The sequence below is a fragment of the Crossiella cryophila genome (assembly GCF_014204915.1).
In the GTDB taxonomy this organism is placed as follows: Bacteria; Actinomycetota; Actinomycetes; order Mycobacteriales; family Pseudonocardiaceae; genus Crossiella; species Crossiella cryophila.
In genome coordinates, this window is sequence record NZ_JACHMH010000001.1 from 3,664,727 (window position 1) to 3,679,080 (window position 14,354).

Below are 14,354 nucleotides of genomic sequence, written 5' to 3' on the forward strand. Positions count from 1 at the left end.
GTAATCGGGTACGCAACCGCGGCCGGGGATTACCGAGTCCATTTGGTGGATACCCAGCCGTTGGGTAGTCGGTCGCGCTGTTTGGGTATCCGATTGCGGACGCGACAATTCCGGCGAGTTCGTACCGTTGCTGCCCATGGACGACACCGACCGCCCGAATGTCCTGATCTGGGACATGACCTTCGCCTGCCCACTGCGCTGCTATCACTGCTACACCGAGTCCGGCCGCCGCCCGGCCCGCAGCCTGGACGCCCCGGAGTTGATGAAGGTCGCCGACGCCCTGATCTCCCTGGGCGCCGAGCTGATCACCCTGTGCGGCGGCGAACCCCTGACCCTGCGCCCGATCGTCGACGTCGCCCGCCGGCTGCGCGAGGGCGGCCTGCGGGTGTACGTCTACACCAGCGGCTGGAACACCAAACCCGCCCTGCTGGACCAGCTCGCCGGGGTGGTGGACAAGATCGTGGTCAGCGTGGACGGCCCCGACGCCGCCACCCACGACCGCATCCGCGGCCGCGCCGGGTCCTTCGACCACTGCATGCGCACCCTCGGCATGCTCAACGACCGGGTCGAACAGGACCTCGCCGCCGGCCGGACCCCGCTGCGCTTCGGCATCGATTACGTCGTCGTCCGCAGCAACTACGACGAGATCGACCGCATGTGCGGCGAGGTGGCCCCCCGCTTCTCCAGCCTGGAAACCCTGTCCTTCGGCGCGGTGGTCCCCACCGGCCTGGCCAGCCGCCCCAGCTTCGTCGAGCAGGAGCTGGTCAGCGACGAACAGGCGGCCGAGCTGATCCTCCCGGCCACCCGCGAACGCCTCCGCGCCGCCGCGCCCAGCTGGGTGCAGGTCGACACCACGGACAACTTCGAAGTCCAGATGAACCCGCGGTACCTGGCCGACAACCCCGACTTCCGCCCGATGGAGGTCGAACCCGACGGCGCCGTCCGCGGCATGCCCATCTACGAGGGCACCGTGGGCAGCCTGCTCACCGAGGACCCGGTCGAGCTGTGGCGCCGTTCCCGGGCCCGCTGGACCGACCCGTTCGTACTGGACTGCCTGTCCCGCATCCACACCCGCCGCGACTGGGCCGAGGCGATCCGCCAGATCGACCGCCATTTCGGCACCCCGGAGGTCCGGGCCCGCATCGACGCCCGCCCCGTCCTGGTCCTGTGACCGGGCCCGCGTCGCCCGACCCGGCTCTTGCCACCCGACCCGGTCCTGGTCCGCTGGCCCAGCGCCCGGCGCGGGCGTGCTCAGGGATGCGGCAGCTCCGCCGCCACCTGCGCCACGGCGTCCAGCGCCTCGCTGCTCAGGCTGCCCGCCGCGGTCTCCGTCTCGGCGATGACCACCGCGTTGCCGGACAGCTTCGCGTCGTAGTGGTGCGCGCTGAACCGGATGTCCCGCAGCTCCAGCAGTTCGGCGCCCAACGGCCGGACATCCCCATTGCCGTGGACCTCGTGCAGCCGCTTGAAGTCCCCGGCCCGCCCCCGCTGGTGGAACCGCACCCACACCACCGAGATCACCACCACGTTCCCCTCGCCGTCCCCGACGCTGAACAACGCCCGGTCGAGCGACTTGCACGGGGTGTGCGCGAAGAACCCGCGAATCTCCCCGAAGGAATGGCTCACACACTCCGCCGCCGTCCGCACCTCCCGCCGCAACCGCCGCAGCCCCAACCGTTGCCAGGCCTCATCGGCCTTGCCCCGACGGGCTGATTGCCTACCGTCGTTCTTCCGCGCGCTGATGTTCCGCGAGGCCGCCGAGTTCGCCGCACCCCCACCCGACCCACCAGCCCCACCGCCCGCCCCGGCCCCACCGCCCAGCCCGAGCCCGCCGCCCACACCAGCTCCGGCGGCGCCAATCACAGCCACCACCGCCACCGCGGCCACGGCGGCCCCACCGCCCCGCGCCGCCGGATCCGAACCGCCGCCCGCCCCACCAATGCGCCGTCCCATGCCGCTCCTCCCCGAGCCGACCAGACCTCGCCGAGGTAACCCGGCCGCGGAGCGCGAATGACGCAAACCGGTCCCGGGTCGCCCGAACGGCCCAGGAAGCACACCGGATCCAGTGGCGGAGCCAGCGCCCGCGCACACCGGCGGTCACCAGCGGCCAGCGAGCCGGAGCACGCCAGCTGACCCCACCCCGCACCGCCCCGGCCCGCCGCCCGCACTTCGGTACCCCGGAGGTCCGGCGTTCCGAGCCCGTGGCAACCCCGCCCGACCCTGGTCCTCGGACCTCGCGTTGAGCGTGCGGCGCCCCGCCTGCCACTACCGGTGACAGCCAGTCCCCATCCGGCGACGGCCCGTCCCCGCCCCGCCCGGCCGGTCCGGGGTGATCCCACTCTGTGGAACGGCAGCCGGATCGTCGTCAGCCCAATTCCGCCCCTTTCTGCCCCGCCACCCGACCTGCCCCGGCCGTCGGTCGCGCTGAACTCGCGGCCCGGCCGACACCCGTCGTCAACCGCCGCCCGCCCCGCCGCCGGGCACCCGCCCACGCGCCGCCGACCGCCACCGCCGAGGCGGCGCTCGCACCTCGCGGCCGCCGCCGATGAGACCGCCCGACGCCCCGGGCAGGCCGGGATGAGCACCGGATCCGGTGACCGTGTCTCCGGTTGTTGACACCCCGCTGAAGTGCGACGATGCAGCTCCATCGGACGCCAAGGAGGCCGTCGTGGGCACTCGGCTCAACCCCTACATCAACTTTGGTGACCAGGCCAGGGCGGCCATGGAGTTCTACCGGGAGGTCTTCGGCGGCACCTTGACCTTCTCCACCTTCGGTGAGTACGGCATGGAGGCCAGCCCGGAGGCGGACAAGATCATGCACAGCCAGTTGGAGAGTCCGGGCGGGTTGGTCCTGATGGGGGCGGACACCCCGGCCGGGATGCCGCCGCACCAGGTCGGCGACAACGTCTCGGTGTGCCTCAGTGGGGAGGACGTCGAGGAGCTGAGCAGCTACTTCGCTAAACTGGCCGTGGACGGCACTGTCGGCGTCCCATTGGAGAAACAGGTCTGGGGCGACCACTTCGGCATGGTGACCGACCGGTTCGGCATCAACTGGATGGTCAACATCGCCGGAACCTCAAGTCGCTGAATCGAAGACCACGGCGCCGGGAGATGTTCGGTACCCTCCGTACCAAGGTCGAGAGGCGCTGCAACGGGTTCCGGCCCGCCACGCTCGACCGGGTGTGACGAACAAGGGCGCCTCCCAGACTCAGTCGGGAGGTGCATTCGGTGGACAGGGTTGGCGACCGCACGCAGGCGCTCAAGGAGCTGCTGACGCAACGGGTGGTGGTGCTCGACGGGGCCTGGGGCACCATGTTCCAGAACGCCGCGCTCAAGCCAGAGGACTACTACGGCGACCACTTCGCCAATCACGCCAGGGATGTCGCGGGCAACCCCGACCTGCTCAACCTCACCCGCCCTGACCTGGTGCTGGACATCCACCGGCAGTACCTGGACGCCGGCGCGGACATCACCACCACGAACACCTTCACCGCCACCGGGATCGGCCAGGCCGACTACCTGATGGAGTCCTACGTCCACGAGATGAACGTCCAGGCGGCGCAGATCGCCCGGCAGGCCGCGGACGAGGCGGGCAACAAGTTCGTCGCGGGCTCGATCGGACCGCTCAACGTCACCCTGTCGCTGTCCCCCCGGGTGGAGGACCCCGCCTACCGCGCGGTCAACTTCCAGCAGGTCAAGGACACCTACGCGGGGCAGATCGCGGCGCTGGCCGAGGGCGGGGTCGACCTGCTCCTGGTCGAGACGATCTTCGACACGCTCAACTGCAAGGCCGCCATCGCCGCCGCCCGCGAGGTCGCGCCCGAGCTGCCGCTGTGGATCTCGGTGACCATCGTCGACCTCTCCGGCCGCACCCTGTCCGGGCAGACCGTCGAGGCGTTCTGGAGTTCCATCGAGCACTCCGACCCGATGGTGGTCGGCCTCAACTGCTCGCTGGGCGCGGCCGAGATGCGCCCGCACGTGGCCGAGCTGTCCCGCTTCGCGAACACCTACACCTCCGCGCACCCCAACGCCGGCCTGCCGAACGCCTTCGGCGGCTACGACGAGACCCCGGAGCAGACCGCCGAACTGCTCGCCGAGTTCGTCGAGTCCGGCATGGTCAACATCGTCGGCGGCTGCTGCGGCACCACCCCCGCGCACATCGGCAAGATCGCCGAGGCGGTGTCCACGATGACGCCGCGCGCCGTGCCCGACCCGGGGTCCCGCACCCGGTACAGCGGCCTGGAGCCGTTCGAGATCACCAAGGACACCGGTTTCGTGATGATCGGTGAGCGCACCAACGTCACCGGTTCGGCCAAGTTCCGGCGGCTGATCGAGGCAGGCGACTACCAGACCGCGGCCGACGTCGCGCTGGAGCAGGTCCGCGGCGGCGCGAACATCCTCGACGTGAACATGGACGCCGACCTGCTCGACAGCGAGCGGGCGATGACCGGCTTCCTCAACCTGATCGCCACCGAGCCGGAGATCGCGCGCATCCCGGTGATGATCGACAGCTCCCGGTGGAGCGTGCTCGAGGCCGGGCTGAAGTGCGTGCAGGGCAAGGGGATCGTCAACTCGATCAGCCTCAAGGAGGGCGAGGAGCCGTTCCTGGCCCAGGCCCGGCGGATCCGTGACTACGGCGCGGGCGTGGTGGTGATGGCCTTCGACGAGCTGGGCCAGGCCGACAGCGCCGACCGCAAGGTCTCGATCTGCGCCCGCGCCTACGACCTGCTCACCCAGCAGGCCGGATTCCCGCCTGAGGACATCATCTTCGACCCGAACGTGCTCGCCGTGGCCACCGGCATCAGCGAGCACAACGGCTACGCCAAGGAGTTCCTGGAGGCGCTGCCCCGGATCAAGGAACGCTGTCCCGGCGTGCGGATCAGCGGCGGTATCTCGAACCTGTCCTTCTCCTTCCGCGGCAACGACATCGTGCGCGAGGCCATGCACTCCTCGTTCCTGTTGCACGCCACCCGCGTCGGCCTGGACATGGGCATCGTCAACGCCGGTCAGCTCGCGGTGTACGCCAACATCCCGCCCGATCTGCTGGAACTGGTCGAGGACGTGCTCTTCGACCGCAGGGAGGACGCCACCGACCGGCTGGTCGCGCACGCCGAGACGGTCAGCGGCCGCGGCACCCAGCGTGTGGTGGACCTGTCCTGGCGGGAAGCCCCGGTCGCCGAGCGGCTCTCGCACGCGCTGGTGCACGGCATCGTGGACTTCATCGAGGAGGACACCGAGGAGGCCCGCCAGCTGCTGCCCAGGCCGCTGGAGGTCATCGAGGGTCCGCTGATGGACGGCATGAAGATCGTCGGCGACCTGTTCGGCGCGGGCAAGATGTTCCTGCCGCAGGTGGTCAAGAGCGCCAGGGTGATGAAGCGGTCGGTGGCCTACCTGGAGCCGTTCATGGAGGCGGAGAAGGAGGCGGCCCGCAAGGCAGGCCTGGCCATCGCCGCCCGCGGCAACGGCAAGGTCGTGCTGGCCACGGTCAAGGGCGATGTGCACGACATCGGCAAGAACATCGTCGGCGTGGTGCTGGGCTGCAACAACTACGAGGTCATCGACCTGGGCGTGATGGTGCCAGCGGCGAAGATCCTGGACGTGGCGGTGGCCGAGGGCGCCGACGCGGTCGGCCTGTCCGGCCTGATCACCCCGTCCCTGGACGAGATGGTCAACGTGGCCGCGGAGATGGAGCGCCGGGGCCTGAAGCTGCCGCTGCTGATCGGTGGCGCGACCACCTCCCGCCAGCACACCGCGGTGCGCATCGCGCCTGCCTACCAGGCCACCACGGTGCACGTGCTCGACGCCTCCCGGGTGGTGGGCGTGGTCTCGGACCTGATGGACGAGGACCGCGCCGAGGAACTGGCCGAGCGCAACCGGGTCGACCAGGACCGCCTGCGTGAGCAGCACGAGGCCAGGGAGTCCAAGCCGGTGCTGCCGCTGGCGGCGGCCCGCGCCAACTTCGAGCCGGTCTCCTTCGAGAACCTGCCGGTGCCGGAGTTCACCGGCATCCGCACGGTCTCCCCTGACCTGCCCACCCTGCGCGCCATGATCGACTGGCAGTTCTTCTTCCTGGCCTGGGAGCTGAAGGGCAAGTACCCGAAGATCCTGGAACAGCCGGTGGCCAGGGAACTCTTCGACGAGGCCAACGTCCTGCTCGACCAGATCATCGCCAACGGCAGCCTCACCGCCCAGGGCGTGTACGGCTACTGGCCCGCGCACAGCGAGGGCGACGACATCGTGGCCGGCCACATCCGCTTCCCCATGCTGCGCCAGCAGACGGAGAAGCCGGAGAACCGCCCGAACCGGTGCCTGGCCGACTACATCGCCCCGGCCGGTGACCACCTCGGCGGCTTCGCGGTGGCCATCCACGGCGCGGAGACCCTGGCCGCGGGCTACGAGGCCAACCACGACGACTACCGCTCCATCATGGTCAAGGCACTGGCCGACCGCCTGGCCGAGGCCTTCGCCGAGTACATCCACCTGGAAGCCCGTCGCGCCTGGTACGAGCCCGGTTCCGAGCCGGTGCTGGCCGACCTGCACGCCGAGCGCTTCCGCGGCATCCGCCCGGCCTTCGGCTACCCGGCCAGCCCCGACCACAGCCAGAAGGAAGAGCTGTTCGAGCTGCTGGAGGCGGAGAAGGTGGGGCTGGGCCTGACCGAGTCGTTCGCGATGACCCCCGCGGCGGCGGTCAGCGGCCTGCTGTTCGCCAACGAGGGCGCGAAGTACTTCACGGTGGGCCGCCTCGGCAAGGACCAGGTCGAGGACTACGCCCAGCGTCGCGGCATGCCGCTGACCGAGGTCGAGCGCTGGCTGCGCCCCAACCTGGGCTACGAGCCGGCCGCGAGCTGATCCCGGTGGGGCCGAGCCACCCGGCCCGGCCCCACCCTCAGCACGAGAACAGGTCGACAGCAACGGACACCTCCCCCTGGTGCGACTTGCACCGGCGACCGGCGGTCGCGGCCCCACACCGCTTGCCGTTCGACCCCACCGCGCCACACTGCAACGCGGGATCGTGCACGTGGCACAACCCGGTGGCACCGGGCACGATCGGACACGGCCGCCTGGCCCGGGTGAGCGCCTGACATTGTTGCCCCGCAACGGGTTCGCGCCGTGGTGGCCGGGTCGGTGGCGAGCCAAGCACCTCCCGCACCCCGCGACTGGCCAGCCGGTCGGCCCGCTCGTTGTCCGGGTGCCCCGAGTGCCCTTTGACCCAGTGCCAGACGGCTTGGTGCGGCGCGAGCGCGGTGTCCAGCTGCTGCCACAGATCGATGTTCTTCACCGGCTGCCTGGTCCTGGTCAGCCAGCCGTTGGCCTTCCACCTGGGCAGCCAGGACAGGACGCCGTCACGCACGTAGGTGCTGTCGGTGTAGATGCGCAGTGTGGCGGGCCGGGTCAGCACCCGCAGGGCCTGGATGGGCGCCATCAGCTCCATCCGGTTGTTCGTGGTCGGCCCGGGATCGCCGCCGTGCAGATCCCGTTCCCTCGGCCCACAACGCAGCACCGCACCCCAGCCACCAGGGCCGGGATTCCCACTGCACGCGCCGTCGGTGTAGATCTCGATGACCTGTTCGGAGTTCATGCGACGAAGCTATGACCACGCTGCCGACGTGTTCGCACAGCGAAACTTCGTTCGCTGGCGAGGTGGGCGGCGGCTATTTCGGGGCGGCGTGCCCGAGGGTGAGCACCACGGATCCCTCGCCTGCCGACACCAGCGTCACCCAGGTCTGCACCGTGTCCTCGAACCCCGCGGCCGCACTCTGGCCCGGCTTGAGCAACGTCAACGTGAACGCCCCACCCCTGCTCGCCGAGAGCCTGCATTCGACGCCCTCCGGGCCGAGCTTGGTCACGACGAACTCGGTCAGCGGCATCGCCTTGGCGTCGAGGGGGAAGGCGGTGTCCTTGGTGACGGTGATGGTGCAGTCGCCGTCGAAGCAGTCGGCGACGTCGGTGCTGGGGGCGGGGGTGGTGCTGGTCGGGGCTGCGGAGGAGGGGGTGGTGACCGGGGTGGGGGTGGTCGCGCAGGCGCCGAGGAGGAGCAGGGCGGGCCAGGTCAGGTGACGGCGCATGTGCGGAGGATAGGAGGGGAGCCAGGGGATCCTTCCCAGCCGGACTCACCTCTTGACGATGAGGGTGATCACCGCGGCGATGGCCGAGGTGAAGCTGCCCACCGCACCGATCGCCGCGGCCTGGGCTCCCACGGTCGAGAATGATCGTCGGCCCAGCTCCGCCCATCGCTGCCGCCGGAAGATCATCTTGATCTTCTCCCACTTGTGCTTCCGGATCCAGCACCCGATGAGCAGCCCGTACGCGTTGTTGCTGCACGGTTTCCCGTTGGTCGAGTTGGGCGCCAGGCACCACATCGGTGCGGCGAACAACATGTACAGCAGGGCGAGTCCGGACAAGCCGAGAATCAGCACGAAGTTGAGGTCGCCGCTGAGCCACAGGTATCCGGCCACCGCCAGGATCAAGTACCCCCAGAAGCGCCAGAGCGCTTTCTTGGTCCGGCTTTTCATTCTCCCCATTGGGTCGAAGCTAGCCGGGGCGCCGGTGTGGAAGTACGTCCGATCGGGTTTGTCCGGTGCTCATCCGTGTGGCCGTCGGGCGGCTTTCGCACCAATGGTCCCAATGGACACAGTGGTCACACCGGCTCGGGTCGACGCGGCACTGATGAATCCGGGCGGAGCCGCTGCCAGGGCAAGGCGGCTCCGCCCGGGAAATTCAGTCGGTCACCAGCCGCGTTCGCGCCACTCCGGCACGCTCGCCCGCTCCGCCCCCAACGTCGAGTCATCCCCATGCCCCGGATAAAACCAAGTCTCATCCGGCAGATAATCGAACAACCGCTCCGACACATCACCGATCAGCGACTGGAAATTCTCCGGCGTGGTCGTCTTCCCCACCCCGCCGGGGAACAGCGAATCCCCGGTGAACAGGTGCGCGGTCCCCTCCGGGTCGCGGTACAGCAACGCGATCGACCCCGGGGTGTGGCCGCGGAGGTGGATCACTTCGAGTTCGCTGTCGCCGATCTGGACCGTGTCGCCGTGTTCCACCAGGAAGTCCGCCGGTACCGGGAGGGGTTCCGCGTCCAGGGGGTGGACCACTGTCTGGGCGCCGGTGGCGCCTGCGACGGCGCCAAGGGCCTGCCAGTGGTCTGGGTGTTGGTGGGTGGTGACGATGGTGCGGAGGCGGGGGCGGTCGGCGTCATGGCCCAGCAGGTCCATGAGGCGTTCCGAGTCGTTGGCGGCGTCGATCAGGAGGGCGTCGCCGGTGGCGCGGCACACCAGGAGGTAGGCGTTGTTGTTCCACTCTCCGCCTACGGACAGTTTGGTGATCGTCAGGTGGGCCAGGGTGCGGCGGGCGGCTGGGCCGCCCGGCTCGACGTGGCCGGTGTAGTTCTCGATGACCTCCACGGGAGCAACCGTAGTACCCGTTGCGGAAAGCTATCGAGCGGTGCCGTTTTTTGTGGGCATTCGGGGGTTGGCTGCCTCTTCAGGTCACGCTCAGCAACGGGGCTTAGGGTTGGGCTGCAAACGATCACCAGACCTCCCAGACCCCTCTGTGAGCGACGTGCCGAACTCCTCCATCGCAGCCGCGACAACAGCGTCCGCGACACCGACGGCGCCGCCCAAAGCGGCCAAGGCCCGTCATGTCAGCTGGGACCTCATCCGGGTCCTCGCCGTGACGGCGGTCCTGTTACAGCACGCCACCAATCTCGGGCCGCACGACCACCCCGAGCTGGGTGGCATGCCGTTCCGGTTCGGCATCCAGGTCGGGGCGAACAGTCTGCTGGTGATTTCCGCCTACTTCACCGCGCGGACCTTGGCGCGTGGGCGTTCCGGCCGTTTTGTCTGGCACAAGCTGGCCCGGCTGATCCCCGCCTACTGGATCGCCGCCACCATCACCTACCTGCTGCGCACCAACATCGCGCCCGCGGACTGGACCGGCGGCCTGGACTGGCACGACTACCTGGCCAACCTCTTCCTGCTGCAGGCGCGCATCCCGGACGCCGACTTCATCGACATCAGCTACTGGACCCTCCAGCTGCAGATGACCGCCTTCGTGGTGGCCGCGGTGCTGGCCGCCTGCTGGAAATGGTCCTATCGGGACCTTCGGGTGCTCTGCTGGGTGCTGGTGCTCGCGCCACTGCCGCTGAGCTGGCTGCGGGACCATTCGCACTCGCTGGACTGGTGGTTCGGCACGCTGCAGCTCAACCGCACCCACCTGTTCGCGGTCGGCCTGGCCATCTGGCTGTGGTCCCGCCGCCGGATCAGCCCGGTCCAGTTCGGACTGCTGCTCACCGCGGCCGCCGCGGCCCAGGAATGGCACCTCGGCGAACCGGGGGGAGCGGCCGCGCTGGCGGTCATGGTGGGGCTGATGGCGCTGGCCGCGCGGCGGCCGGTGTGGGACCTGCCGGTGCTGCGCTCACTCGGCCGCCCGCTGGCCTGGCTGGCCGGCATCTCCTTCGGCATGTACCTGGTCAACTACCAGGTCGGCTCGCTGATCTCGTTGGGGCTCAAGCGAATCGGCGTGGACTCCTGGTTCCGCCTGATCCTGGTGCTCGGTTCACTGGTGCTGCTCGGCTGGCTGCTCACCCGGCTGGTGGAGAAGCCGGTGTTCCGGCTCCTCACCACCAGCAGGGTGCGACGTCGCCGTCAGAGCCAGCGCGGCAGCTCCGGTACGGTGCCGGACAACGCGGTGCCGTCGCCGCGACCGGTCAGCCAGGCCAGCATGGCCGGTGCGTCCCCGCGCACCACCGCCGCGGGCGAGTCCGATCCGTCCAGCGTCCAGACCCGCTGACCACCCTCCGGCAGCTCGACCTCCAGCTGCAACGCGGGCGCGCCAGGCCGTTCCCCGTACACCGCCAGCGAACTGCCGATCAGCTCGCCGAGCACCGCCGGGTCGATATCGGTGAACTCCAAGCCGATGTCCAGGTCCACCAGGTGCACCCACACCTCGCGCACCCTCAGCCACGGGATCTCGTGCGCCACGAACTGGGTGCCGGTGGTGTGCTGGATGTCCGCGGTCCAGGCCGTCTCGGACAGCGCCCGCGCCGCCGCGGCGAACCGCTCGCTGGCTGCCACCAGGTCTTCCTGGAGCAGCCGCAGCCTGCGGTTGGCGCCCTCCTCGATATCGGCGTCCCGGTCCGCGCGACTGGCGTACATCGGGTGCTCGACCCCGGTGCGGGCCCAGATCACCAGGTTCAGCAGGGCATCGGCGTTGCGGGCCAGGTGGGTCAGCAGGTGACCCCGGCTCCAGCCCGGTAATCCACTCGCGCCGCGTGCGCCCGCGTCATCCAGCTCGGTGACAGCTCGCAGCAGCCGCTCGTCCGCGTGTTCCAGCGCGTCCAGGGCGGTGCCGGCCCTGGCGGCGGCGTCGGCGGGACTGCGGCGCGGTGATGGCACGGAAACTCCCGAAAGCTGGCGTGCTAGTCCGGTCATGGCGCCCCTCCCCGACTCGGTAGGCGTGATCCGGTGTGCGGTGACGAAGTCCTTGATCCTAGGAGTCAAGGCTACTCGCCCGCTTCGGCCGAATGTGGTGCTCACATAGTGGAAATTGTGGCTTTCGAGCACCTCAAGGCGGTTTGATCTGCACGAGATGACCCACCCTGACCCGCTGGAGGCACCTGTGTCCACAACAGACACCCCGGCGGCGCCGAGCCCGGCCGACCGCCGCAAGGGCCTGGTCGCCGCGGCGATCGGCAACGGCCTGGAGTGGTTCGACTGGAACGCCTACGCGATCTTCGCGGTGTTCTTCGCGCCCCAGTTCTTCCCCAAGGACGACCCGACCGCCGGCACCCTCAGCACCCTGCTGATCTTCGCCGTCGGCTTCTTCTTCCGCCCGCTCGGCGGCGCCCTGCTGGCCGCCTTCACCGACCGGCACGGCCGCCGCGCCGGACTCAGCCTCTCGGTGATCCTGATGGCCGGCGGCAGCCTGCTGATCGCGGTCTCGCCGACCTACGAACAGGCCGGCCTGCTCGCGCCGATCCTGCTGCTGCTGGCCCGGATCGCCCAGGGCCTGTCCACCGGCGGCGAGTTCGCCTCCTCCTCGACCTACCTGGCCGAACTGGCCCCGCCGGGACGCCGCGGCTTCTACGGCAGCTTCATCTACGTCAGCACCACCCTGGGCACCATCGCCGCCACCCTGCTGCTGACCCTGCTCAGCGCCACCCTCGGCCGCGAGGAGCTGTCCGCCTGGGCCTGGCGGATCCCGTTCGCGATCGGCGCGCTGCTCGGGCTGTACGGCCTCTACCTGCGCCGCGCGCTGGAGGAGACCGAGGCGTTCCTGCTCGGCAAGGAGCGCAGGGTGGCCCGGCCGACGCTGGAGGTGCTGCGCCGCCACCCCGGCGCCGCGCTGCGCGTGGTCGGCTTCACCGCGGGCGCGACCGCCGCGTACTACACCTTCGCCGTCTACCTGCCGACCTACGCGCAGAAGGCACACGGCATGGCGCCCACCGGCGCGCAGTGGGCCTCGGTGGCCGCCCAGGTGCTGATGGTGCTGATCCTGCCCCTGTTGGGTTCGCTTTCCGACCGGATCGGGCGAAAGCCGCTGTTGATCGTGTTCGCCGCGGGCTTCCTGCTGCTGGTCGTGCCGTTGTTCGGGCTCATCTCCAGTGCGCCGCTGTCACTCTTCCTGGTGATGTCCGGTGGCCTGCTGCTGTTCGCCTGTTACGGAGCGGTGGCGCCGGTGGCGATGGCCGAGCTGTTCCCCACCGAGGTCCGCTCGGCCGGCCTCGGCCTGCCGTACTCGCTGACCGTGGCGTTGTTCGGCGGCACCGCGCCCTACGTCGTCGAACAGCTGACCGCGGCCGGTTCCGGCGCCCTGTACCCTTGGTACATCGCAGCGTTGTGCCTGGTCAGCCTGGTGGTCTACCTGACATCGAAGGAGACCAGGGACGTGAGCCTGGCCCGTGCCGGAGCCGCCACCTAAGATCGTTCGAACACCTGTTTGAACGACCAGGATGGTGAGGTTTCCCTGAAATGGGGAAATCACACCAAATAGGTTACCGGACGGATGCTGGTAGCGGGCAGGCGCGCGGCACTGCCTGTGGCGGATTCCGCACCTGCTGGTAGAGGTCGTGTGTGCGTGGCTGGCCGTGTCACCGCCGGTTCACAAGCCTCACAAAGTTCGGACGTGCTCTGACTGGCTCGTAGCCGCCGGTTGACCACGGGTGCAGTTCCGAACCTGTTGTGCGGGCCGACACGCGGTGAGGTTCCGAACTGCTGAACTGGATGTCGTGGTCGCAGCAGCCCCGCTCGCGCGGGGACGGCCTGGTGTCGCGGGCGCCGAGGACAGCACCGTAGGGACCACCCCCGCTCGCGTGGGGACGACGGCGAAGGCACGCCCGCCGGGTCGCTGTCCGAGGGACCATCCCCGCTCGCGCGGGGACGACGACGGCCCCGAACTCACCGCCGGGCTGCGCAAGGGACCATCCCCGCTCGCGCGGGGACGACCACTGGCCGAACCCGGCAGCCCGGCCGGGGACCGGACCATCCCCGCTCGCGCGGGGACGACTCTCCGGGACGTGCAGCGGGAGGTCCGGGTCTGGGACCATCCCCGCTCGCGCGGGGACGACATGCCCGGCCAGGCTGCCGTGGTAGCCGGTCAGGGACCATCCCCGCTCGCGCGGGGACGACGGATCGCAGCTTCTTGGCCAGGGCCGGGCGCTGCGGACCATCCCCGCTCGCGCGGGGACGACCGCGCGGTGCGCATGGCCGACTCGCTGACCGGAGGACCATCCCCGCTCGCGCGGGGACGACGGGCTGGTGGCGTCCTGGCCCCAGTCACCGCGGGGACCATCCCCGCTCGCGCGGGGACGACCAGCTGTTCGGTGTCGGCGGGGTCGGCGGCGAGGGACCATCCCCGCTCGCGCGGGGACGACTGGTGACGTCTGATTCTGCTGGTCAGGGCCTTGGGACCATCCCCGCTCGCGCGGGGACGACTCGATCTCGCCGGCGGTCAGCGGCCGGGTGGAGGGACCATCCCCGCTCGCGCGGGGACGACGGCCGGATCAGGGACAGGAGCTACCCGGACACCGGACCATCCCCGCTCGCGCGGGGACGACGTTGAAGGAGCCGCCGTCGACGACGCCCTCGATGGACCATCCCCGCTCGCGCGGGGACGACCAGTCCGGCCGGTAGATGCGGCTGCTCCGGCTGGGACCATCCCCGCTCGCGCGGGGACGACGCGATCACCGCCACCCGGCAGGCCACCGTCCCGGGACCATCCCCGCTCGCGCGGGGACGACCCGGTGCTGACCGACCAGTCCTCGGTCAGCACCGGACCATCCCCGCTCGCGCGGGGACGACCTCGTGATCACCGCGCCGCAACCGCGCGGCGTCGGACCATCCCCGCTCGCG

Annotated in this window: 9 protein-coding genes, 2 pseudogenes, 1 CRISPR repeat array and 1 riboswitch (1 of these 13 cut by a window edge); of the genes and pseudogenes, 5 read left to right on the forward strand and 6 right to left on the reverse strand. The window is 70.1% G+C overall.

Annotated elements, in window-relative coordinates; translation table 11 throughout:
• Window positions 1-136: 136 nt before the first annotated feature.
• On the forward strand, window positions 137-1,171 hold the full coding sequence (locus HNR67_RS16540) for a radical SAM protein (protein WP_185003101.1): 1,035 nt from the start codon (window positions 137-139) through the stop codon (window positions 1,169-1,171).
• Window positions 1,172-1,251: 80 nt separating this feature from the next.
• On the opposite strand, the gene HNR67_RS16545 is transcribed toward HNR67_RS16540, so the two are convergent.
• A complete protein-coding gene (locus tag HNR67_RS16545) occupies window positions 1,252-1,953 on the reverse strand; it encodes a hypothetical protein (RefSeq protein WP_185011806.1) in 702 nt (233 codons plus the stop codon).
• A gap of 715 nt (window positions 1,954-2,668) precedes the next feature.
• On the opposite strand from HNR67_RS16545, the gene HNR67_RS16550 reads away from it, so the two are divergent.
• Together HNR67_RS16550 and metH are read left to right on the forward strand one after the other, a co-directional pair.
• Window positions 2,669-3,088 carry a VOC family protein gene (locus HNR67_RS16550; RefSeq protein ID WP_185003102.1) on the forward strand — a complete coding sequence of 140 codons (420 nt, stop codon included), beginning with the start codon at window positions 2,669-2,671 and terminating at the stop codon, window positions 3,086-3,088.
• Window positions 3,089-3,132: 44 nt separating this feature from the next.
• Window positions 3,133-3,208: riboswitch (S-adenosyl-L-homocysteine riboswitch) on the forward strand.
• Between the two features lie 20 nt (window positions 3,209-3,228).
• Window positions 3,229-6,849: a methionine synthase gene (metH, locus tag HNR67_RS16555; protein ID WP_312987410.1), complete on the forward strand. Its 3,621-nt coding sequence runs from the start codon at window positions 3,229-3,231 to the stop codon at window positions 6,847-6,849.
• A gap of 292 nt (window positions 6,850-7,141) precedes the next feature.
• Here the strand turns inward: metH and rnhA are convergent.
• From rnhA to HNR67_RS16575, 4 genes and pseudogenes are all read right to left on the reverse strand, one after another.
• A pseudogene (gene rnhA, locus HNR67_RS44465) lies at window positions 7,142-7,579 on the reverse strand (ribonuclease HI); the annotation flags it as partial.
• Between the two features lie 73 nt (window positions 7,580-7,652).
• Complete coding sequence (locus tag HNR67_RS16565; protein ID WP_185003107.1) at window positions 7,653-8,066, reverse strand: hypothetical protein; 414 nt, start codon at window positions 8,064-8,066, stop codon at window positions 7,653-7,655.
• 45 nt (window positions 8,067-8,111) lie between these two features.
• Window positions 8,112-8,522 carry a hypothetical protein gene (locus tag HNR67_RS16570; RefSeq protein WP_185003109.1) on the reverse strand — a complete coding sequence of 137 codons (411 nt, stop codon included), beginning with the start codon at window positions 8,520-8,522 and terminating at the stop codon, window positions 8,112-8,114.
• A gap of 204 nt (window positions 8,523-8,726) precedes the next feature.
• On the reverse strand, window positions 8,727-9,407 hold the full coding sequence (locus HNR67_RS16575) for an MBL fold metallo-hydrolase (RefSeq protein WP_185003111.1): 681 nt from the start codon (window positions 9,405-9,407) through the stop codon (window positions 8,727-8,729).
• Between HNR67_RS16575 and HNR67_RS44470 the strand changes: the two are divergent.
• A pseudogene (locus HNR67_RS44470) lies at window positions 9,397-10,578 on the forward strand (acyltransferase family protein); the annotation flags it as partial. The gene HNR67_RS16575 and the pseudogene HNR67_RS44470 overlap by 11 nt on opposite strands.
• 71 nt (window positions 10,579-10,649) lie before the next feature.
• Here HNR67_RS44470 and HNR67_RS16580 read toward each other — a convergent pair.
• On the reverse strand, window positions 10,650-11,399 hold the full coding sequence (locus HNR67_RS16580; RefSeq protein ID WP_312987413.1) for a maleylpyruvate isomerase family mycothiol-dependent enzyme: 750 nt from the start codon (window positions 11,397-11,399) through the stop codon (window positions 10,650-10,652).
• A 223-nt stretch (window positions 11,400-11,622) separates the two neighbouring features.
• On the opposite strand from HNR67_RS16580, the gene HNR67_RS16585 reads away from it, so the two are divergent.
• Window positions 11,623-12,924, forward strand: coding sequence for an MFS transporter (locus HNR67_RS16585; protein WP_312987415.1), 1,302 nt, complete (start codon window positions 11,623-11,625; stop codon window positions 12,922-12,924).
• A gap of 313 nt (window positions 12,925-13,237) precedes the next feature.
• Window positions 13,238-14,354: a CRISPR direct-repeat array (repeat unit 28 nt; unit sequence GGACCATCCCCGCTCGCGCGGGGACGAC); it runs 680 nt beyond the window's last position.